Below are 20476 nucleotides of genomic sequence, written 5' to 3' on the forward strand. Positions count from 1 at the left end.
GATTACTCACCTCTCCTTACGCCTGTGTCCACTTCAACGGTCGGCGCCCCTTCATGCTTTAGCCAGCAGGCCGCACGATGCGTATCAGAAGAATTCACATAGCCCGGGAACTCTTCCAGACAGATCTTCATGGCATAAGGGCAACGTGCCGAGAAAGGACAACCCTTCGGGGGCTTGATCAGATCCGGCGGTGTGCCGGGAATCGGGATCAAACGCTGGTGCTGATCGAGGTCCAAACGCGGGATCGATTTGAGCAGGCCCATCGTGTAAGGGTGAGAAGGCGTGTAAAATACTTCCTGTGCCGTTCCCTCTTCCATGATCAGTCCGCCGTACATCACGACGATCCGGTTGCAGACATCGGCCACAACACCCAGATCGTGGGTGATGAGGATAATCGCTGTATCGACCTTTTCTCTCAGATCCTTCATCAGTTCGAGAATCTGAGCCTGGATTGTCACGTCAAGAGCCGTCGTGGGCTCATCGGCAATCAGTAGATCGGGCTGGCAAGACAGCGCGATCGCGATCATCGCACGCTGGCGCATGCCGCCGGAAAATTCGTGAGGATAGTTGTCCACACGCGTTTCCGGAGATGGGATTCCTACCAACTTGAGCATGTCGATCGCACGCTGACGCGCTTCTTTCTTGCTGACCTTCTGGTGACGGACAACCGCTTCGATAATCTGATCACCGATGGTGTACACGGGATTGAGCGAAGTCATCGGGTCCTGGAAGATCATGGCGATCTCATCCCCGCGGATGCTCATCATTTGCTTAGACTTCTTTTTGACGAGATCTTCACCTTTGAAGATCACTTCTCCTTCGACAATCTTACCCGGGTACTGGAGAAGACCCATGACAGACATGGAGGTCACACTCTTACCACTACCGGACTCTCCCACGATGCCGAGGGCTTCACCTTTGTCAACGTGAAAATCCACGCCTCGAACGGCTTGTACTTCCCCAACGTGCGTAAAGAAAGATGTCTTCAGATTTTTCACTTCGAGTATTCGTTTGCTCATCTTGAACTCCTTCCTATTTACGTAACCTTGGGTCGAGTGCATCGCGCAGTCCATCGCCAAGGAAGTTGAAGGATAGCACCGTCAAACTGATGAATAGCGATGGGTAGAACAGCTGGTAAGGGTAGGAACGCAGACCTTTAACGGCTGCGTCTGCCAAAGTACCCCAGGAAGCCATCGGCGCACTGACACCCAGCCCGATAAAGCTGAGGAAGGCCTCTGTGAAGATGGCGTTTGGAATCATCATGGCCAGGGAAACGATAATCGGACCCATGGCGTTCGGGATCAGGTGTCGCACCATGATCCGCCACGTGCTCGCACCGATGGTACGGGCGGCCAGAACGAACTCCTGTTCCTTGATACTAAGCACCTGTCCACGCACGATACGTGCCATGCGCACCCAGTAGACGGTACCCAGGGCGATCATGATCGTCTTGAGGCCTGGCTCGAAGAGCACCATGAGCAGGATAACGTACAGGAGCAGCGGGATTGTCGCGATGATATCCACAATACGCATCATCAGGTTATCCACGGAACCGCCGGCGTAACCGGAGATACCACCGTAGAGAACACCGATGAAGAACTGGACGACCGTCGCCACGAGGGCGATCGCCAGCGAGATGCGGGCACCGTAGGCCACACGAACGAAAAGATCGCGACCCAGGCTGTCTGTTCCGAAAATATAGGTTTGATTGCGTACAGTGACCGTTGGTTCTTCTAATACGCGGTCACCCACGCGGATTTCATACTTCTTGTAGTCCGGATCTTCCGAACCGGCGTTTTGCATCGCGAAGCTATAGTCGAGCACGACTTCTTGACCGTCGATCTCATAGATCCGCTGGCGGTTCATCATATCGTTTTTCGTGGGAGCCAGTTTCTCAATGATCTCTCCCTCGCGGGAAATCCGGTACATGGAGTACTCAGGATGCAGATAAAGTAGCGCATCATCGGAAATCTCAAAGAGATCGAGTTTGTTGGGCAGGTTCGTCATGTTTAGATCCTGATCGGAATAGTTGAAATCCGACATATAGGGCCCGACGAGAGCGAACAGGGTCATCAGGATGACAACGACCAGGCCGGCCATGGATAGGTAGTTCTTCTTGAGCCGACGCCACGCATCCTGCCAATAGGTCAGGCTCGGGCGACTGATAACCTCCGCATCTTGATCAGAACGTTCGACACGTTCCCACATCTGCGGTGTATTCTTGATGTTTTCTGACATGTCAATCCTCCTAGTCTCCGAGTTTGATACGTGGGTCGATGAGGCCGTAAGCGATGTCCACGAGGAATATCATAAAGATACTAAATGCCGCGTAGAAGACGGTTGTGCCGAGCAGGACCGTATAGTCACGGTTACCCACCGATTCAACGAAGTGCTTACCCATCCCGGGGATGGCAAAGATCTTCTCGATAACGAAGGATCCTGTCATAATTGCCGCGATCATCGGGCCCATGTAGGTGATGACCGGGATCATTGCATTTTTCAGTGCGTGTTTAAAGATAACAACGCCTTCCGGAAGTCCCTTGGCTCTGGCCGTACGGATGTAGTCTTGTTGCATGACCTCAAGCAGGCTCGAACGCATGAGCCGAGATACAAAGGCCAGACTGAAGCCCGACAGGGCGATGACCGGACCGATGTAATGCACGGGTGATTCCAGACCAAAGGATGGTGCCCATCCCAAGGTGGCACTGAAAATATAAATATAGACCGTGGCGATAACGAAGTTTGGCACCGCTACCCCCAAGGTGGCAAATACCGTTACAAGGTAATCCTGCCACTTGTTCTGCTTTAAAGCGGATATGATCCCCACCGGTATCCCCGCGATGATAACCGCCAGTGCCGCCAGACCGCCTAGTCTTGCTGACACAGGGAAACCCTGCTTGATCAAATCTTCAACATTATAACCAATTTTCTTGAACGATGGACCCATCTTGAAGGTTGCGATCCCCTTCATGTAATCCACGTACTGCTTCCACAGCGGGTCGTTCAGATGGTACTTTTCGTTCAGTGCTTGGAGCACCTGCTCCGGTAGTTCCTTCTCAGATGTAAACGGACCGCCTGGTACCGCGTGCATCAAGAAGAAGGTGATGGTCGCCACAAACCAGAGCGTGATGAACATCGAGATGATCCGCTTGAATAAGTATCGACTCAACTTGTGTACACTCCTTTCATTGATAACCCTCCTAGTAATCCATGAGTTTCGGCGCCGCCCATCGTACAGCGCACACCGGGGCCGAACCACCCGATGTGCAAATTGAAAAAAAATTCTTGAAGTTTTCAAACTACCCGAAAATTCAAGGACCTATATGAATGCGGTCTGTCGTTATGGGCGAACCTTAAAATTCATATGTCTAATAATAGAGTATAACGGTTGGAATTTCAACGTTTGCAGTCAAAATCACTCTTGAAGAAAATGTAACAACTCCCCGGTGCGCGGTAAAAAGCCCCTCTTGGCCTCATTACAAATTCGTAAGAATTACTGCGCTTGACAGAATGTTATCGTTTTCCCGAGTTGTCACACCTTTGTGTATCTTCTGACAACTGCAAGTTTGGCTTCTGTTTGCATGAAAAAAAGGACGCCACCCGAGGGTGACGTCCTGCCTTTAACCATCCAATCGCTCGCGCAATAGTTCATTGACCATTTGTGGATTCGCCTTGCCGCGTGAGGCCTTCATCACCTGACCTACGAGGAAGCCAAGTGCTCTCCCTTTTCCGCTTCGATAGTCTTCGATGGATTGTGGGTTCTGTTCGAGCACCTCATCTACCAACTTACCCAGCGCATCCTCATCGGAGATCTGCTTGAGGCCGAGGCTTTCCAACAGCTCATCGGGTTTCTCCCCTTGCTCGAACATGCCGCGGAAGATTTTCTTTGCAGCGCTCGTGCTCACGGTATTCTCCTTGACCATCTCGAGCAACCGTTCGAAGTCCTCGATTCCAAACTTCAAGGCATCGAAGGACGTCTCCTCATCCTTCATACGACGGAGGAGCTCTGTCATGATCCAGTTCGACACCAGCTTGGCGTCACCAACACGCTCCACTACCGTCTCGAAATAGGCGGCCAGCGCACGGTCAGAAACGAGCACGCCCGCATCGTAGTCAGGTAGCTCGTAAACGCTCACGAAACGTTCTTTCTTGGCCAGGGGTAGTTCGGGAATCGTGGCACGCACGCCTTCGATCCACGCATCGTCGATTTCGAAGTCCACGATATCGGGCTCAGGGAAGTAACGGTAGTCTTGCACGTGTTCCTTCGAGCGCATGAAGACCGTTTCGCCTATCTGGTCGTTCCAGCGGCGCGTTTCCTTATTCGTATTCTTCCCTTCCTCCAAAAGAAGCTGGTGACGCTTCGCCTCGTACTCGATAGCGCTGGCCACAGCCTTGAAGGAGTTGAGGTTCTTGACCTCCGCGATCTTGGAGACGAGACCCCTCTCGTCGTCCACCACGTTGATGTTCACATCGCAGCGCAAAGAACCCTGCTCCATCTTCACATCGGACACCTCGATGTACTCGAGAATCCCCTTGAGCTGGTCGAGGAAGGCAGTGGCCTCTTCGCCTGAGGCCATGTCGGGATGGGTCACGATCTCGATGAGAGGAACGCCGCTCCGGTTGTAATCGAGCAGGGAGCTTCCATCTTCTGAGTGAAAGGACTTGCCCGTATCCTCTTCAATATGAATCCGCTGGATACGGACTTCTTTCTTCTCGTCGCCCGTCTCGATGATCACGTGACCATCGGTGCAAAGCGGCTTGTCGTACTGCGAAATCTGGTAGGCTTTCACTAGGTCCGGATAGAAATAGTTCTTTCTATCCATCTTGCTGTGGCGTGTGATCTCGGCGTCAAAGGCAAGCCCCGTCTTGATGGCAAAGTCGATCACGCGTTCATTGACCACGGGCAAGGAACCTGGGAGGCCCAGGCATACGGGGCATACCTGGGTGTTCGTGTCTCCACCGTAGGTCGTGCTGCATCCACAGAAAATCTTGCTCTCCGTCTGCAGTTCGGCGTGAATTTCTAGTCCGATGATTGTTCTATACATATGCAACACCTCCTACAGTTCTGCCCGGTGGGCGCTTGCGTTCGTGGCACGTTCATAGGCGTGGGCCACTCGGATCAGGCCCTCTTCATCGAAGGGCTTCCCGATGAGCTGCATGCCCACGGGTAGGCCATCGACGAACCCACAGTTCATGCTCAGGGCCGGAAGCCCCGCGATATTCACTGGTACCGTGCAGATGTCCGACATGTACATTTTCAGTGGATCATCGGTCTTTTCTCCGAAGGCAAAGGCCGTCTCCGGACTCGTTGGCGAGAGCAGTACATCGTAGCTCTCGAAGGCACGATCAAAATCTTCCTTGATCTTGGTGCGAACCTTCAGGCCCTTGTTGTAGTACTCATCATAGTATCCCGCGGACAAGGAATAGGTGCCCAGCATGATCCTTCTCTTGACTTCTTCGCCGAAAGCCTCCGATCGGGCGCGCGTGAAGAGGTCGTTGAAACCCTCGAAATGATCCGGTCGGTAGCCGTAGCGCACGCCGTCGAAGCGCGCCAGATTCGAGCTACACTCACTGGTGGCCAGCACGTAGTAAACGGGTAGCGCATACTTCGAGTAGGGGAGCGCCATCTCTTCGACGGTAGCGCCCTGCGAACGGAGCACATCGGCCACCTCGAGCACCTTGTCACGCACTGCAGCGTCGATCCCTTCTCCGAAGAGTTCACGCGGTAAACCCACGCGCAGACCTGCAATCTCCTGTCCAAGGCTCGCCGTGTAGTCCGGCACTTCCACCGGTGCCGAGGTCCCGTCACGCTCGTCTGAACCTGCGATCACATTCATAAAGAGTGCTAGGTCACTCACGTCTTTCGTGAAGGGGCCGATCTGGTCGAGACTCGAGGCGTAGGCAACGAGACCATAACGCGAGATCCGTCCGTAAGTAGGCTTCATGCCCACGAGGCCCGTCAACGCCGCTGGCTGTCGAATCGACCCACCGGTGTCGGAGCCGAGGGACAAGGGCACTTCCCCTGCCGCAACCGCAGCCGCACTACCGCCGCTCGATCCACCGGGCACGCGGTTCAAATCCCAGGGGTTCTTTGTTGTTTTGTAGCCGCTGTTCTCTGTGGAGGAACCCATGGCAAACTCATCCATGTTGGTCTTGCCCACGATGATCCCATCGGCCGCCGTGATCTTCTCCACGACCGTCGCGTTATAAGGTGGAACAAAATGCTCGAGCATCTTTGATCCGCACGTGGTGTTCACCCCGGTGGTGCACATGTTGTCCTTCACAGCGATAGGCAGACCGGCCAGTAGACCGATCTTGTCTCCCGCTGCACGACGGCGATCCACTGCTCGTGCCTTCTCAAGCAAGGCCTCTTCGGAATAAAGCGTCAGGAAGGCGTCCACGCGCGTTTCCACGCTGGCAATTCGATCGAGGTAGGCCCGCATCACCGCTTCGGAAGTGACCGCACCCCCGTTCATTTTTTCGATCAAAGTGGTGGCTGTTTCATTGTACAGTTTCATCGTCATCCTCCTACTCCACCACTTTCGGTACACGGAAGCAACCGCTGAGCGCATCGGGTGCGTTCTCCAGAACATCGGATCGCTCCATGGACGTTGTCACGACGTCCTTTCTAAAGATATTCTTGATCGGGAGCACGTGGTAAGTGGGCTCTGTGTCCGCCACATCCACTTCCTCGAGCATCTCGATATAGTTTAGAATATCGTTCAACTGGCCTTTGAAGGCCTCTTTCTTCTCGTCATCGAAATCCAGCCGCGCGAGTTTCGCGACGTGCTCGACTTCTTTGCTTGTTAACGACATGTCCTTCGCCTCCTTCGTTTCCAATAAAGTTTAGTATATCACAGCTTTTTTCGAAAATCATCTTCTGTCATCAGCTCAACACCAAGGGAACTTGCCTTGTCCAGCTTGCTCCCCGCCTTTTCACCATAGAGTAGATAGTCCGTGTTTTTCGACACGCTTCCCGTTACCCGCCCGCCGCGGGCTTCGATCAGCTCTTTCGCCTCCTGGCGTGAATAGTTCTCCAGCGTACCCGTCAGCACAAACACCCGATCGGCGAAGGGATGGTCCGCGGAAACAGGACCAGTAACCTCCTCTTTCATCGTGAGCCCATGGGTCTTCAACTGTTCGATCATCTCGCGGTTTTCCGGTTCATCCAGATAAGACCGCAGGCTTTGCGCCATCTTGGGTCCCACATCATCGATCGCCTCGAGCTCATCGATCCCCGCATCGAGCAGCCGGTCCATCTCGGTGAAATGCTCTGCAATCAGCTGTGCAGCGCGGGCACCCACCAGGGGAATGCCCATGGCAGCCAAAAGATCCGATAGGGATCGGTCTTTCGATGCCTCCACCGATTCGATCAGCTTTTTGACCGACTTTTCGCCCAGACCCGGCATCTGTTCCAAGGCCTCTCGTCTTTCCTCGAGCGTGTAGAAGTCCGGTAGATCGCTCACGATCCCTTCTTCTAACAATCGTTCCACGAGGCGTTCGCCCAGACCGTCGATATCCATGCCCGCCTTAGATACAAAGTGGATCAACTGCCGTTGTTTTTTCGCAGGACAGGACTCGTTCATGCATCGCTTGGCCACTTCACCGTTCTGTCGAGCGGCCTCCCCGCCACATACAGGGCAGGTGTCCGGGAGTTGATAAGGTTTTTCGTCCCCGCTGCGCTTTTCCTTGACCACGGAAACCACGGCCGGGATCACATCGCCGGCTTTCTCAATGATGACGTGGTCGCCGATCCGAATGTCCTTCTCATCAATGTAATCCTGATTGTGAAGCGTTGCCCGGGCGATCATCGATCCCGCGACGCGGACCGGGGCGAGCTCCGCCGTAGGCGTCAGCACACCGGTTCTGCCCACTTGCACGGTTATGTCTTGGATGACCGTCTCCTGGCGCTCCGCCTTAAACTTGTAGGCAATGGCCCACCGGGGGCTCTTCGTCTTGACGCCGAGTTGGTCGCGCAGGTCAAGTTCGTCCACCTTGATCACGAGGCCATCGATCTCGTAGGGTAGGTCGTGCCTCTTCTCTTCCATCCGTGGAATCTCTTCCTGTACAGCCGCGATGCTCTCGACTACGTGATGGGGTCCCACGGGAAAACCGAGCTCTTCTAGCTTGTCGAGCGCCTCGTGATGGGTCTCGAACGTCGGTTCTCCGGTGAGATACTCGAAGACCCAGATCCCGAGGGGCCGCCTGGCCGCCACAGAAGAGTCCAACTGTCTCAGGGACCCCGCCGCTGCGTTGCGTGGATTGGCAAAGGGCGCTTGACCGGCCTTCTGCTGGTCGGCGTTCAGGCGTTCGAATCCCTTTTTCGGCATATAAACTTCTCCGCGCACCACCAGGTTCAGAGGCTCTGGGAGCACCAGGGGGATCTGACCGATTGTCTTGAGATTCTCCGTTACATCTTCCCCGCGCTGGCCATCACCTCGTGTGGCCCCCTGGACGAATCGTCCCTTCTCGTAGGTGAGGGCGACGGATAGGCCGTCCACCTTGTACTCGGTCACGTAGTGAAATGTCCCGTCGATTTCACGTTTTAACCGCGCATCGAAGGCCTCGAGATCCGCCTGGTCGTAAGAATTGTCCAGCGATAAGAGCCGCACGGGATGCTCGACCGTCTCAAACCTGTCGAGGACCCTACCGCCGACGCGCTGTGTGGGTGAGTCGGGTCGTTTCAACTCGGGATGCTCCTCTTCGAGATCCTCGAGTTCTTTCATCAGAGCATCATACTGGTCATCAGAAATCTGCGGCTGGTCTTCCTCATAGTAAGCGCGATTGTGCTTCTCAATACGCGCGATGAGCGACTCCATGCGCTCCTTTGCACCTTCCAAGGTCATCACTCCTTCCGAACCGGACATCACAGGACCTCGAGGGTCACATAGGCCGGATCCAGGGTCTTGATGCCCTGGTCATCAAAGGCCACCTTCAGATAATCTCCCTGCTTGGAGATGATCGTCCCGATTCCAAAAATCTTGTGTCGGATCTTCGTCCCCGGCATGAGGCCCGCACCTGCGTTCGCCGCTTTCTTTCTGATCGGAGCGGCCTCAAAGCTTAGCCCTTCGTTTAAGTGAGGCTTTGTGCTCGTGTCTGGTGCTGTCTCGAACTCCTCTACCGGTACTTCCTCGATGAAGCGGCTCCTTTGATTGATCTGGTTGCGTCCGTAGAGGAACCGTTGTTCAGCGTGACTGAGGTACAACCGCTCCTTGGCACGGGTGAGAGCCACATAGAACAGCCGCCGTTCTTCCTCGAGATCGCTCTCGTTCTCCAAGGCCCGAAAGGTCGGGAACATCTTCTCCTCAAGGCCTACGACGAAGACCACGGGGTACTCGAGCCCCTTGGCGCTGTGCACGGTCATCAGGGTCACCCGGTCTTCTTCTTCGATTTGATCGACATCCGAGGTGAGGGAAAGCGTCGTCAGGAATTCCTCCAGATCGCTGGTCTCTGCCGACTTCTCGTAGGCGGCCACGACGGCCTTGAACTCCATGAGGTTGTCGACGCGCGTCTGCGCCTCGATCGAACGGTCTTGTTTCAAAGCTTCGAGATAGCCGCTCTTGTCGAGAAGACGCTCGACAATCTCCATGACCGACAGATACTCTACCTCACCCTGCAGGCTATCGTAGAGGTTGAAAAAGTCCGTCAGGGCCTTCTCGCTGCGGCCGCTCATCTCGCCTTTCTCCGTCAGGCGTTTGAAGGCCTCAAAGAGGCTGATCCCTTCCGTATCCGCGTAAACCTTGACCCGTTCCATGGTCTTTTTCCCGATACCACGTTTTGGTTCGTTGACCACCCGCTCCGTGCTCAGATCGTCCTGCGGATTGAGCACCAGCGTGATATAGGCGACGAGATCCTTGATCTCCTTGCGTTCGTAGAACTTGATGCCGCCGATGAGCTGGTAGGCTACGCCCTCTCTGCGCAAAAGATCCTCAAAGGCTCGGGACTGGGCATTGGTCCGATACAAAATAGCCATGTCGCCGTACTTGTAGCCATTCATTTTCCGGAGCGTGAGCAAAGTTTCGACAACCTGCGCCGCCTCATCTTCTGCACTGTGGCCAAAATAGTAGCCGAGCTTCTCGCCCTCCACCTGCTCCGTCCACAGCTTCTTGTCGCGTCGATCGATGTTCCGCTCGATCACACGGTTGGCCGCCCGCAGGATCCGCTTCGTAGAGCGGTAGTTCTGTTCGAGCTTGATGATCTGGGCACTTTCAAAATCTTTCTCAAACTCCCGAATATTCCGGATGTCGGCACCCCGCCATCGGTAGATCGACTGATCCATATCACCCACCACAAAGGCGTTACCGTGGCCGGAGGAGATCAACTTGACGATCATGTACTGGGCCTTGTTGGTGTCTTGGTACTCATCCACGAGGACATGGTGAAACTTCTGCTGGTAGAAGGCCAAGACATCGGGCGCTGCGTTGAAGAGATCGATCGTCTTCATGAGTAGGTCGTCGAAGTCCATGGCCCCGTTCTTCCGGAGGACCTGCTCGTAGGCCTCGTAGACATCGGCCACCATCTTTTTCTCGAAATCGCCATCGTATAGCTTACGGTAGTCCGCTGCCGATAGCATATCGTTTTTCGCGTTGCTGATTTCCGCTGAAAAGTAACGGGGCGGAAACTGCTTGTCATCGATATTTTTGGCCTTGACCACCTGCTTGATCACCGTTTTCTGGTCCTGACCATCGTAGATGACAAAGCCCGTCGGATAACCGATACGATCGGCGTCCCGTCTCAAGATCCTCACACAGGTGGCATGAAACGTACCGATCCACATGCTCCCCGTCACCGAACCCACGAGATCTGTGATCCGTTCTTTCATTTCACCGGCCGCTTTGTTCGTGAATGTGATTGCGAGTAGGTGCGAGGGTCTCAGGTCCCGCTCTTCAAGCAAGTAGGCCACGCGGTGCGTGAGGACCCGTGTCTTTCCACTGCCCGCACCGGCGATCACGAGGAGTGGCCCGTCAGGCGCCGTCACGGCTTGGTACTGGGCTTTGTTGAGATGTGATAAATCCATAAATATACCTCCAAGGAACATAAGTTCTTTCTATTGTATCAAATGGTTCACGTGAACAAAAGGACGGCCCCGACCATGACAATAGCCAGATCGATGGCAGCGTGAAAGAAATAGGGATACAAAATGTGTCCGAACTTTCTAAGCAGCCATGAGAAGAACAGACCTCCCGTCCAAAGGACCAGCATCACCAGCAGGCCCAACCAAGGCGTCACGTAAGCTGCAAAATTCGTCAAATGATAAATCGAGAACAAGAGGGCAGAGATCACCCGGGTGCTTCTCTTCCCATCTTCTGGTGCCACTCGGAAAACCAGTTCTTCAAGCAGGGCATTACCGATGATCAGGTACAGGGCACCGAGCACAAAAGCGTAACCCTGCAGTCGGTACCGTTCGAACACCGTTTGACGGAGCATCTCGCGATCGATACCACCTAGGAAGGGCAGAAGGACTAGGGTCAGGCTTACGGCGAAGAGGAGGGCGAGGACCATGAGGCGCCGAAGGGCTGGACCCGAGGGCAGAGGTCTTGTCCACCAGTCCAATACCCGATCCCTTCTATTGTAGAGAAAGAGTCCAAACAAACCCCATTTAAAAAGCAACTTAACATAGTAGGGCAAGGCCATCACACCGTCCACGAAGGAGAGCACCAAGATGCTTATGATGAGAATCATCCAGTTTTCCCTGCGCATCGACATCCCCTCCGAAAAAAATGACAGGTGCCCTGCACCAGGCACACTGTCATTATATCGAAAGCTACAGTAATTTTATACCGTGTTTTTCACAAGTCTCGATCATCTCATCGGGCCAGAGGGCTGCCTGGACTTCTCCGATGTGAGCTTTCTGCAGGAAATACATGCAGATCCGCGATTGTCCGATACCGCCACCGACACTATAGGGTAGCTCCCCATCCAAAAGCATGCGGTGAAAGGGGAAGTGCTTGCGCTCTGTGGTCCCGGCAATCTCGAGCTGTCTCTCCAGCGCCTCCTCATCCACTCGGATTCCCATGGAGGAGAGTTCATAGGCGTTGTCCAACATCGGGTTGTAGAACAGGATGTCACCGTTGAGCTCCCAATCATCATAGTCGGGTGCGCGGCCATCGTGGGGGGCACCGGAGGCGAGTGCCCCGCCGATTTTCATCAGGAACACGGCACCGTGCTCCTTTGCCGCAAGATCCTCCCGCTCCTTCGGTGTGGCCTCGGGATAGGCATCCTCCAGCTCCTGGGTGGTGAGAAAGACGATCTTTTTCGGCAGTGTTCGCTCAAGGGATGGGTAGCGCTCGTGCAGATGGGTTTCGGTGGCTTTGAATACATCGTAGATTGTCTCGACAATCTCGCGCAGCGTCTCCTCTGTGCGCTCTTCCCGCTTGATGTGCTTCTCCCAGTCCCACTGGTCCACGTAAATCGAGTGGATGTTGTCGAGTTCCTCATCGCGGCGGATAGCGTTCATGTCCGTGTAAAGCCCTTCCCCGACGCCAATCTCATAACGGTGAAGCGCCATGCGCTTCCATTTCGCCAGCGAGTGGACGATTTCCACATGATCGCCCGTGTCGCGTACATCGAAGGCCACGGGACGTTCCACACCGTTGAGGTTGTCGTTGAGGCCCGTGTCCACTTTCACGAACAAGGGGGCGGATACGCGGGTCAAAGACAGGGCGTGGGCCAGCGAGTGTTCGAAAAAGTCCTTGGTTTCCTTGATCGCCACCTCGGTCTGCAGCAGGTCTAGTTTAGGTTTGTATCCCTCGGGAATAAACAGTTTGGCCATCCTTCTCACTCCTTCATTTCATTCAAAAAAAGATAAAGCCCCGTCCGTCAAGGGACGAGGCATCGCTCGTGGTACCACCCTCGTTCACGTACCATCCCCAAAGGGAGAACACGTCTCGAGATCGCAACTACAATCATAGTGCGCGCCGTTTAACGGTGGCGTGCCGTCCGCTACTACTCGTCCCGGGGGGACTTTCGATCGGATGCTCGGGGAAGTTGCGCCTTCCTGCCTCTTTCCACCGATCTCTCACCATCATCGGTTCGCTTATCGAAAGAGCGTACGAGGAAAACGGGTCCCGTCTTCGCATGTTACAACTTTTGTATATCTTACGCCAGGATCGGGCACATGTCAAGATTGACCGTCGATAAAAAATAATTTTTTCGAGCTCGAAAATCCGGCACTATGAAGCCATCACATCCCTGTGTGCAGAACGGTCAGACGAAAAAATTCAGCAGGAGCCCCTGGATCTGCCCCACTTTGCGCAGGATCTCGAGCTGCCGTTTTTCCTGTCGCAGGATGATATCGGTCAGTTCCAAGAGCTTCTTGTCCACCTGTTCAACCAGCCGAAGGACCTTTGTTCTGCCACGCCGCGAGAAACCACCGCGTTCCTCAACGGTCAATCCCTCTTTCACGGCCTCGTCCACGAAGGATTTTACCATCTCCTTGTAAGCCAGCAAGTTCTCTACCGTACGCGTCTGAACGAGGTGATTGCCCATGTCCTCGATCTCATCGAGCATCTCCTGAAGGACCACCCGCTGGTCGTCGATGGACTGGTGCTTCAGGACCTCCACGAAACTGACGCGGGGCGATTCCGTCGCCGCCTTCTTCTTTTTAGTCCCGGTGGTGGAACCGCTTCTCTCCGTCTTTTTAATCTTCATCTGATAAGCCCGCCTCCAGTCGATCGAATACAGAAACTAGCCCGTAGATCATCTGGTAGATCTCAATAGGCAGGTGCTCCCGCAGATCCATGTCCAGGTTATCTTTTAAAAAATCGCGATCCATGGCGGACGTCTCCCCGCGCTCCTTGGCCTGGGCAATCACCCGATCCGCCAGGGCATAGAGCCCCTTCTCATCTTCCATCATAAGCTCACATCCAATCGATCCGTCAGTGCTTCTGTACGCGCCATCGTTCTGCTCTGCGAAGCGAGCGAGGAAAAGGACATCTCTGCGAGTTCGAAGCCCATATCGGAGAGCCAGGCCCCATAGGGCGCGAGGGCCCGCTTGGCATCCTCACGAAAGGCCAGATCATCGTTCTTCACAGTGGTCTTCACACGCCCCTCGGTGATCTGAAGGCGAATGCCCGTCTTCCCGTGACGTTCGAGGTCCAGTACGAAATAGAGTTCACAGTTCGCGGCATCGACGCGACCGTTTTCTTTCTTTGCATTGATCATCACCGAAAGCGGCTTGATCTTCTCTTGGATCGTCACCGGAATCTGAAAGTGGTATTGGTCCTGCATCTGGTGCGTCGGTTTGTTCTGCAGCTGTTGCCCTTCGATGGATCGGCGGAGCCCGGTACCCACTTCTTCCCCAAAGGCTTCCTTCAGTGAGATCAAGAGTTGTTTGAGGTTCGGCTCGGGCAAGGGCTTTTCCTTCAGAAGCGACTTGGCCGTCTCGATCTCATGGTTGAAGCCCATGCGTCTCAGTTGTTCGAGCCCCTGCCGTCCGGTCATGTCGGCCCGTGCCGTGATTTTCGGTCGCACTTCTATGTGCACCTTCTCGAAGGAGAGCGTCAGACGCTCAAGTGCCTTCTCCACGCCTGCGGTCAACTTTTTTGCTCCGGTAAAATCATCCTCTTCCAGCAATTGCCGGGCTTGCGCGAGGTTACGCCTCCAGCTACCCAGGGCTATTTCTTCCTCCATGCTCGTGTAGAGGGTGAGGTCGGACTTTGTCATCAGGTCATCCATCCGCTCGATGGCTTCGGTGAGAGCAGCTCGTGGCGTCGGTCCTTCCACCTCTTTCAACAGGTGCAATAGCGTCTGCTTTTCCGTCCGAAAGGCCGACTCAGCCGCCAGGGTCCGCTCGGTGGTCTCGCGCACGAGGAGCATCGTCAGGTCCTCACGCGAAACCACCTCGGGCAGGGGGTAGCCTTTGGCCTCGATGTCGGCGACAAGCGCTGCAATCTGCTCCGTTGCGGTTTCGAGGAAAGCCTGGGTCCTATCCAAGGGCACATCATCGCTTGCTAGGACTGGATGCTCTCGTTCCGGAGACGCGATCGTGGACGCCCCTCCGGAAGAATGCTCCATCCCGTCGGATGACAACGGGCCCACGGTGGCTGATTCAGACGCAGTCGCCAAGGGGCCGAGGGGGAGCTGTTCGAGGGCACCGAAGTGGATTTCCAGCTTGAGCGCCTGTGCGAGGGCTTGGGGATCGGCTGTATCAAGCGGTAGCGCGGCAACCCCCTCCCCTTGTCCTAGCATCAGACCGAGGTCTTTGAAAAGCGAAGCGTAATCCGGTCGATCGACGAGCACATTTGCCAGTCTCATGAGATTCTCGGCAGTGGGGGCAATATCCTTGGCCACCACAAGACCGAGCACATTGCGGACGACCGCCGGTGGTGTTTTTTCCCCTAAGAGGGTCTTCACCGCATCGATAGCCTCTTCCGTCGGCTCGATACCTTCGGCCATCAGATAGGCCACGGCTTCGCGGTTTTCCTCCGTGGGAGCCATGCCGAGGTCCTTCAGCACCTGGCCCTCGCCGGCGATTTCGCGATTCTCCGCCACCACGTTGTTGACACCCTTGGTCTGCGGTGTCGTCATTTGATTGAGCCACTGTGCAATCTTCAAGATCCTCACCCTTTCTGAGTGATAATATCGGCATCGGCCACCCGAAGCTTAAGAAGTTTCCTCAGTGGCCCGGGGTCTCGCGACGGAGCCGGTAGGCACCGGCAGCACCGGCGATCAGGATCATGGCCACGAGGGCCAGCAGAGGGAGGATCAGATCGGTCAACCCTTTGCCGCCTACTACGAGCCCGCGCATGCCCTCCAGGGCCCAGCGGTGCGGAGTGATCGTCGAAAGAGCGAGGATCACCTGTGACCGGACGATCTCTAGCGGCCATAAACATCCCCCGATCATGGCCATGGCCGTGAGAACGAGCGGAGAGAAGGCCCCCAACTGTCCGGGAGTCTTCAGAAAGGTGCTGAAGAAGAGCCCGTAGGCCACCATAGCGCTCACGTAGAGAAAACTGAACACCAGAAGACCCGAGAGTTGATCGGCAAAGGGAAGGCCGAAAACCAGCACCCCCACGGTAAAGACAACGGTCATCTGGACCAGGCCGATCAAAACCGTCACCACGGCGTTACCCATGATGATCTGGACCTTCGACAGCGGACTGACGAGCAGTCGCCAGTAGGTCCCCTGCTTCTTCTCGGTGATCAGCTCCCCGATACCGAAGACCAGGGTGAAGGCGGCGAACATGACGGTGAACCCGATCATGGTCTCGGCCACATAGGCCACCCGCTCCCCTGAATCGGCAATGGTCATTCTCGTGTGCAGCACGTCGGACCGCGCCTGACCTTGCGCCAGCGCACGTTTCACCTCGTCGGTACCCGCTTCCGGGTAGGTGCTCTCGAGCAGGTCGATTACCGTCGCCTCCTCTACACGGGTCGACAGGATACTCTCGATCTGCCGCACAAGCGTTCCTGTCTCCAGGTCGCTCTTCGTGCTGACAAGCGATAGGGTCGGGTGTCCCTCAGAGAGTAGGGTCTCGAAATTTTCAGGTAGATCCAGATGCGCAGTGGCATCCCCCCTGCGTAAGGCGTCGGCAGCCTCTTCGCGCGTCGTGCCTTCGACCCTATAGGTCCCGAGTTCCTCCAGATCAGCGGCCAGTTCTTCACTCGCTGTGAGATCCGCCGGTGAGATCACCACCAGGGGAGCAGGCATAGAGGTGCCAGCACCACCGAAGACAAAGGTGAGCACGAGAGACATGCCGATCATAGCGAGAAGGATCTTGTATTCTTCTTTCAAGCGGATCAACCGCAATTTAAGAATGGCTAGCATTTTCAGATCCTCCTCTGTTGAGCTGCAGAAAAGCGAGAACGGCGAACAAGAGCATGTTCAGTAGAAGCAGGCTCAGGTGAAAGGTGATGGCCCCGAGTCCCTCGCCGCGCATCAGTGTCAGAAAGGCCCTGAGGGCCACCCCGTTCATCGGCAGGTAGCTCAAGGGCCGCAATACGGCCGGTAGCACCTCCACTGGAATGAAGGAGCCACCGAGCAGAGCCATCACCTGGAAGACGACGGACTCCAGCATGCGGGAGACCCTGAAGTCCCCACTGTTGAGGGTCCACAGGGCGAAGAATAGACCCATGGCACCGATGGTCGCCGCGAGGGTCAGGGCCAAAACGACCAGCGCGACGGGATCTCCCCAACGCACGCCGAAGGCCACTCCTGCATAGGCGATCATGACCACGATCTGCAGGAGGGCTATGGCGCTGATCACCGTTGTTTTGCCCAGCATGATCTGCCCCTTCGCCACGCCGCCGAGGTGCATACGGTCGAGGGTGCCGTCGATCTTCTCTTCCAAGAGCATCGCGGACCCCGTTCCCGCTGCAAAGAGCAGGAACATGGCCAGCATGGCCGCGCTGTAGTAGCTCATCGCATCGATGGTGGGCGATGGACCCCTGTTTTCCAGGGTCAACTGAATGTTCTCTTCTCCCAGCTCGTCAAAAAGATCGTTTTCTACAGTGCGATCGGTCTGCAGGGCCAGGGTGATGGCGGCGTTCTTGATCCCAACTCGGGATTCAAAGGCTCGCTCGAAAGCACCCATGATCTCGGCCATCAAGGTCGTTCGTGTTCGGTTGTTCTCACCACCGCGGATTGTCATCTCGGTTTTTTTCTCAAAGGGTGTCATCAGGTTGATGGCCAGGCTATCGAAAAAATCCGCGGGAAGGACCAGTAGCGCGTGCACACGCCCCCCAGCCAGGGCTTCTTTGCCCTCTGCCAGCGTCATCCGCTCGATCTGAAGGTGTTCAGCGAGAGCTTCATCACCCAAGAAGGTATCGAAGAAAAGTCTTTCCGCCTCCTCAGGATCGTAGGCAGCGACCACTTCCCCGCGGTCTTCCTCGGGGATCATATCCAGGAGCGGGTGGTCCTCCAGACCGCCCGAGCCTTCTCGGCCATCTTCCATCACCACGGCCACTCGGGTTCTGCCTATACCCTTGCCCCCTTCGAAGGTGCTCGATAGGGCCATGCCCAGGATCGTACAGAGGACCACGGGCATCAGAAGAAGCACTGCCATCTGCTTGGGGTCGGATAGTAGGATCTTCAAGTCCTTTGCGATCAGTGCTTTCATCATGATCACCTAGTCCCTGAGCGCTTTGCCAGTGAGCTGAAGAAAAAGGGTTTCCAGCGTGGGCTTGCGGTGTTCCAGCGTCTTCAGATGCCAGCCCGTCTCCCTTGCCAAGTCTACAGCAGCGCCCATGGTCGCAGCAGGCGCGTCGGTGGTGAGGAGAAAGCCACCATTTTCAGCCGTGACCGCCTGAACGCCGGCGAGCTGCCCCAGGGCCTTTTCAAGGTTGCCTGTCCCGCCTTTGAAAGAAAGGTGCAAGTATTGCTCGCCGCCGAAGGAACGCATCAGCTCAGCGTGTGTCCCCCGCGCGATCACCCTTCCCTCATCCATGATATGGATTTTCTCACACAGAGTCTCCACCTCTTCCATGTAGTGGCTGGTGTAGAGTACCGTCATCTCCTGTTCACGATTGAGGCGAAGGACCGTATCGAGGATGTGCCTTCTGCTCTGGGGGTCAATGCCCACGGTGGGTTCATCCATGATGAGCAGCTCGGGATCGTGGAGCAGGGCGGCGCCGATATTGAGTCGACGCTTCATCCCGCCAGAGTAAGTATCGACCCGGTGGTGGAGACGGTCGCCAATACCGATGATCCCAGCCACACGATCGATCGCATCATCGAGCGCCTGGCCTTTTAACCCGTATACACTGCCAAAAAAACGCAGATTGTCGATGCCCTTCAGGGTCGGGTAAAGCGCGATTTCCTGGGGGACCACGCCGATCTGCCCTCGTATGAATCCGGGGTTTTCCACGACGGAGCTACCGCGATAGGTCAAGGTCCCTGCATCGGGTCGCAACAAGGTACTGATGCAGGCGATGGTCGTGCTCTTGCCCGCCCCGTTCGGTCCCAGAAGACCACAGATTTCACCCTTTTCGATCTCGAGATCCACGCCACGCACGGCCCGAATCTTGCCATAGGATTTTTCCAGGTTCTCGACGCGTAACAGGTTCATGATCCGCTCCCCCCCTCAAAGAGGCGCATGAGATTCGGTGCTTCCTCGGTCAGTTCCTCTGGATCCACCAATCGATCAGCTGTCACTTCGGGCAGTTGCAGCGCATCCGACGTGCCAAAGTTCTCGTTCTCGAGGGTGTAGCCGATGGAAGTGGTGAGCGCACCGAAGCGTACAGCGCTGTCCAGGACCTCTCGCACCACACGGCCGTCGGCATCAACCCAGTAGGTCACTGTTCCGCTTAGGATCTCCAGATCGGACAGGGCTTCTTCGATCTCCGCTCGGTCCTCCTCCTTGGCCGTGGCCACCGCACTCTTGCGAATGGCTTCCGCGAGCGACGTCGGGTCCACGGATAGGTCGTAACGATCGGTACGCAGGGTCTGATCGCCCATCGTCAGTGCTTCCCGTTGGGTGACGAGGAGTGTTTCAGGGTCCTCTATCCCCTCGAAGGTCTCCATGTAGGCTTCCGCTTCACCCCACTGGATCTCACCGGCGATACCCGTCGACGACAGGTCGTCGAAGGCCATATAGCGACCGATCATCGGGATTCCGATGTAGGCCCCTTGTGCCGATTCATGGTAGGTCAGGGAGATACCCACGCCTCCAATTTCCAGGTAGTATTGATCCGAGCGCACATCGCCGCGCAGTTTCGCCAACTGTTCCACGCGGACCGTCTTAAAGCGCTGGAAGTTTTTCACGGCTCCGTCGGACCAATCGTGCCCGGCCTCTAGGGCAAGGTCCATCCGTACATACAGGTGAGTGTCGTAATGGGTCTGGGACTCGGTCTCTGCAATCGCGCGCTCGAGATCCTCGTAATCACGACTGCTACAGCCGGAAAGCAGGAGGGCGAGGAGCAGCAGGAGTAGGCTTGCTCTCTTGAATAGTCTCACGGTTCATCATCCTTTCTATCTCTTCAAGTCCATTGTATACCGATTCATGAGGAATCACCATCTACCCCACGTCACGAACTGACGCCCCTCACCGTGACTTTTGTCATAGATGAGAAGACCCTCCCGGCGACGGAAGGGTCTTCTTAGGATGCAATCGATGCCTTGTCCGCGCGTCTTCCCCTCGGCCGGTAAATGGCGCCCACCAGGGAGATGACAAAGAAGAAGAGCTGCCTCCGCTCGATACGGCGCTTGAAAAGCACCGCCTCTGTGACCAGAGTGAAGACAGGGATGGTGGCAATTAGCAAGGAGGTCATCGAGGCGCTGAGCAGTTGCACTGCCGTGTTTTCGAAATATAAGTACAGGCCGATCCCCACACCGCCAGCAAAGAGGAACATGGGTACATCACGGCGCTTGAGCGGATCGCGCGCTCCTTTGTAGGCCAGGAGCAGACGGATCATGACTGTGGCCAGGATAAAGCGTAGAACGGCGATGGTCATCGGGCCTAGGTAATCTAGCAATACCTTGGTGTTGACAAAAAAACGCCCCAGGCAATGATCGGGACGGTGATGGCAAGCCATCCTT

At 55.7% G+C, this 20476-nt stretch carries 18 protein-coding genes; all 18 read right to left on the reverse strand.

Features of this window, described 5'->3' with window-relative positions; translation table 11 throughout:
• Positions 1-2 precede the first annotated feature (2 nt).
• The 18 genes from ACULM0_RS06775 to ACULM0_RS06860 all read right to left on the reverse strand — a co-directional run bounded on the left by ACULM0_RS06775 (position 3) and on the right by ACULM0_RS06860 (position 20472).
• Complete coding sequence (locus ACULM0_RS06775; RefSeq protein ID WP_463679665.1) at positions 3-1019, reverse strand: ABC transporter ATP-binding protein; 1017 nt, start codon at positions 1017-1019, stop codon at positions 3-5.
• A 13-nt stretch (positions 1020-1032) separates the two neighbouring features.
• Entirely contained in the window at positions 1033-2238 is a 1206-nt protein-coding gene (locus ACULM0_RS06780; RefSeq protein WP_463679666.1) for an ABC transporter permease, read from the reverse strand.
• Positions 2239-2248: 10 nt separating this feature from the next.
• Positions 2249-3169: an ABC transporter permease gene (locus ACULM0_RS06785; protein ID WP_463679667.1), complete on the reverse strand. Its 921-nt coding sequence runs from the start codon at positions 3167-3169 to the stop codon at positions 2249-2251.
• Positions 3170-3620: 451 nt separating this feature from the next.
• Positions 3621-5045, reverse strand: a complete 1425-nt coding sequence (gene gatB / locus ACULM0_RS06790) for an Asp-tRNA(Asn)/Glu-tRNA(Gln) amidotransferase subunit GatB (RefSeq protein WP_463679668.1) — start codon at positions 5043-5045, stop codon at positions 3621-3623.
• Positions 5046-5057: 12 nt separating this feature from the next.
• A complete protein-coding gene (gatA, locus tag ACULM0_RS06795; protein ID WP_463679669.1) occupies positions 5058-6518 on the reverse strand; it encodes an Asp-tRNA(Asn)/Glu-tRNA(Gln) amidotransferase subunit GatA in 1461 nt (486 codons plus the stop codon).
• 10 nt (positions 6519-6528) lie between these two features.
• Entirely contained in the window at positions 6529-6816 is a 288-nt protein-coding gene (gene gatC / locus ACULM0_RS06800; protein WP_463679670.1) for an Asp-tRNA(Asn)/Glu-tRNA(Gln) amidotransferase subunit GatC, read from the reverse strand.
• 38 nt (positions 6817-6854) lie between these two features.
• The gene (gene ligA / locus ACULM0_RS06805) at positions 6855-8846 is read right to left on the reverse strand and encodes an NAD-dependent DNA ligase LigA (protein ID WP_463679863.1); all 1992 of its coding nucleotides are present in this window, start codon (positions 8844-8846) and stop codon (positions 6855-6857) included.
• A gap of 20 nt (positions 8847-8866) precedes the next feature.
• Positions 8867-11017, reverse strand: a complete 2151-nt coding sequence (gene pcrA / locus ACULM0_RS06810; RefSeq protein ID WP_463679671.1) for a DNA helicase PcrA — start codon at positions 11015-11017, stop codon at positions 8867-8869.
• 47 nt (positions 11018-11064) lie between these two features.
• Entirely contained in the window at positions 11065-11700 is a 636-nt protein-coding gene (locus tag ACULM0_RS06815; protein WP_463679672.1) for a CPBP family intramembrane glutamic endopeptidase, read from the reverse strand.
• 64 nt (positions 11701-11764) lie between these two features.
• Positions 11765-12772 carry an aspartate--ammonia ligase gene (asnA, locus tag ACULM0_RS06820; protein ID WP_463679673.1) on the reverse strand — a complete coding sequence of 336 codons (1008 nt, stop codon included), beginning with the start codon at positions 12770-12772 and terminating at the stop codon, positions 11765-11767.
• A 434-nt stretch (positions 12773-13206) separates the two neighbouring features.
• Positions 13207-13650: a YaaR family protein gene (locus ACULM0_RS06825; RefSeq protein WP_463679674.1), complete on the reverse strand. Its 444-nt coding sequence runs from the start codon at positions 13648-13650 to the stop codon at positions 13207-13209.
• Positions 13640-13855 carry a hypothetical protein gene (locus tag ACULM0_RS06830; protein WP_463679675.1) on the reverse strand — a complete coding sequence of 72 codons (216 nt, stop codon included), beginning with the start codon at positions 13853-13855 and terminating at the stop codon, positions 13640-13642. The genes ACULM0_RS06825 and ACULM0_RS06830 overlap by 11 nt, the downstream gene beginning before the upstream one ends.
• Positions 13852-15555, reverse strand: coding sequence for a hypothetical protein (locus ACULM0_RS06835; protein WP_463679676.1), 1704 nt, complete (start codon positions 15553-15555; stop codon positions 13852-13854). Before ACULM0_RS06835 ends, ACULM0_RS06830 begins: the two co-directional genes overlap by 4 nt.
• 61 nt (positions 15556-15616) lie before the next feature.
• Positions 15617-16768 carry an ABC transporter permease gene (locus tag ACULM0_RS06840; RefSeq protein ID WP_463679677.1) on the reverse strand — a complete coding sequence of 384 codons (1152 nt, stop codon included), beginning with the start codon at positions 16766-16768 and terminating at the stop codon, positions 15617-15619.
• Positions 16752-18062 carry an ABC transporter permease gene (locus ACULM0_RS06845; RefSeq protein WP_463679678.1) on the reverse strand — a complete coding sequence of 437 codons (1311 nt, stop codon included), beginning with the start codon at positions 18060-18062 and terminating at the stop codon, positions 16752-16754. Before ACULM0_RS06845 ends, ACULM0_RS06840 begins: the two co-directional genes overlap by 17 nt.
• Before the next feature lie 6 nt (positions 18063-18068).
• Positions 18069-19007, reverse strand: a complete 939-nt coding sequence (locus ACULM0_RS06850) for an ABC transporter ATP-binding protein (RefSeq protein WP_463679679.1) — start codon at positions 19005-19007, stop codon at positions 18069-18071.
• Positions 19004-19894 carry a hypothetical protein gene (locus ACULM0_RS06855; protein WP_463679680.1) on the reverse strand — a complete coding sequence of 297 codons (891 nt, stop codon included), beginning with the start codon at positions 19892-19894 and terminating at the stop codon, positions 19004-19006. The genes ACULM0_RS06850 and ACULM0_RS06855 overlap by 4 nt, the downstream gene beginning before the upstream one ends.
• Positions 19895-20037: 143 nt before the next feature.
• Complete coding sequence (locus ACULM0_RS06860) at positions 20038-20472, reverse strand: DMT family transporter (protein WP_463679681.1); 435 nt, start codon at positions 20470-20472, stop codon at positions 20038-20040.
• Positions 20473-20476: the final 4 nt, after the last annotated feature.

This window comes from Halotolerantifilum yawarlongkerapense (assembly GCF_054506745.1).

Excerpts from the sequence above, each read along its gene's own strand:
- ACULM0_RS06775 (WP_463679665.1), bottom strand. The coding sequence starts at position 1,019 with ATGAGCAAACGAATACTCGAAGTGAAAAATCTGAAGACATCTTTCTTT.
- ACULM0_RS06780 (WP_463679666.1), bottom strand. The coding sequence starts at position 2,238 with ATGTCAGAAAACATCAAGAATACACCGCAGATGTGGGAACGTGTCGAA.
- gatB (WP_463679668.1), bottom strand. The coding sequence starts at position 5,045 with ATGTATAGAACAATCATCGGACTAGAAATTCACGCCGAACTGCAGACG.
- gatA (WP_463679669.1), bottom strand. The coding sequence starts at position 6,518 with ATGAAACTGTACAATGAAACAGCCACCACTTTGATCGAAAAAATGAAC.
- gatC (WP_463679670.1), bottom strand. The coding sequence starts at position 6,816 with ATGTCGTTAACAAGCAAAGAAGTCGAGCACGTCGCGAAACTCGCGCGG.
- ligA (WP_463679863.1), bottom strand. The coding sequence starts at position 8,846 with ATGACCTTGGAAGGTGCAAAGGAGCGCATGGAGTCGCTCATCGCGCGT.
- pcrA (WP_463679671.1), bottom strand. The coding sequence starts at position 11,017 with ATGGATTTATCACATCTCAACAAAGCCCAGTACCAAGCCGTGACGGCG.
- ACULM0_RS06815 (WP_463679672.1), bottom strand. The coding sequence starts at position 11,700 with ATGCGCAGGGAAAACTGGATGATTCTCATCATAAGCATCTTGGTGCTC.
- asnA (WP_463679673.1), bottom strand. The coding sequence starts at position 12,772 with ATGGCCAAACTGTTTATTCCCGAGGGATACAAACCTAAACTAGACCTG.
- ACULM0_RS06825 (WP_463679674.1), bottom strand. The coding sequence starts at position 13,650 with ATGAAGATTAAAAAGACGGAGAGAAGCGGTTCCACCACCGGGACTAAA.
- ACULM0_RS06830 (WP_463679675.1), bottom strand. The coding sequence starts at position 13,855 with ATGATGGAAGATGAGAAGGGGCTCTATGCCCTGGCGGATCGGGTGATT.
- ACULM0_RS06840 (WP_463679677.1), bottom strand. The coding sequence starts at position 16,768 with ATGCTAGCCATTCTTAAATTGCGGTTGATCCGCTTGAAAGAAGAATAC.
- ACULM0_RS06845 (WP_463679678.1), bottom strand. The coding sequence starts at position 18,062 with ATGATGAAAGCACTGATCGCAAAGGACTTGAAGATCCTACTATCCGAC.
- ACULM0_RS06850 (WP_463679679.1), bottom strand. The coding sequence starts at position 19,007 with ATGAACCTGTTACGCGTCGAGAACCTGGAAAAATCCTATGGCAAGATT.
- ACULM0_RS06860 (WP_463679681.1), bottom strand. The coding sequence starts at position 20,472 with ATGGCTTGCCATCACCGTCCCGATCATTGCCTGGGGCGTTTTTTTGTC.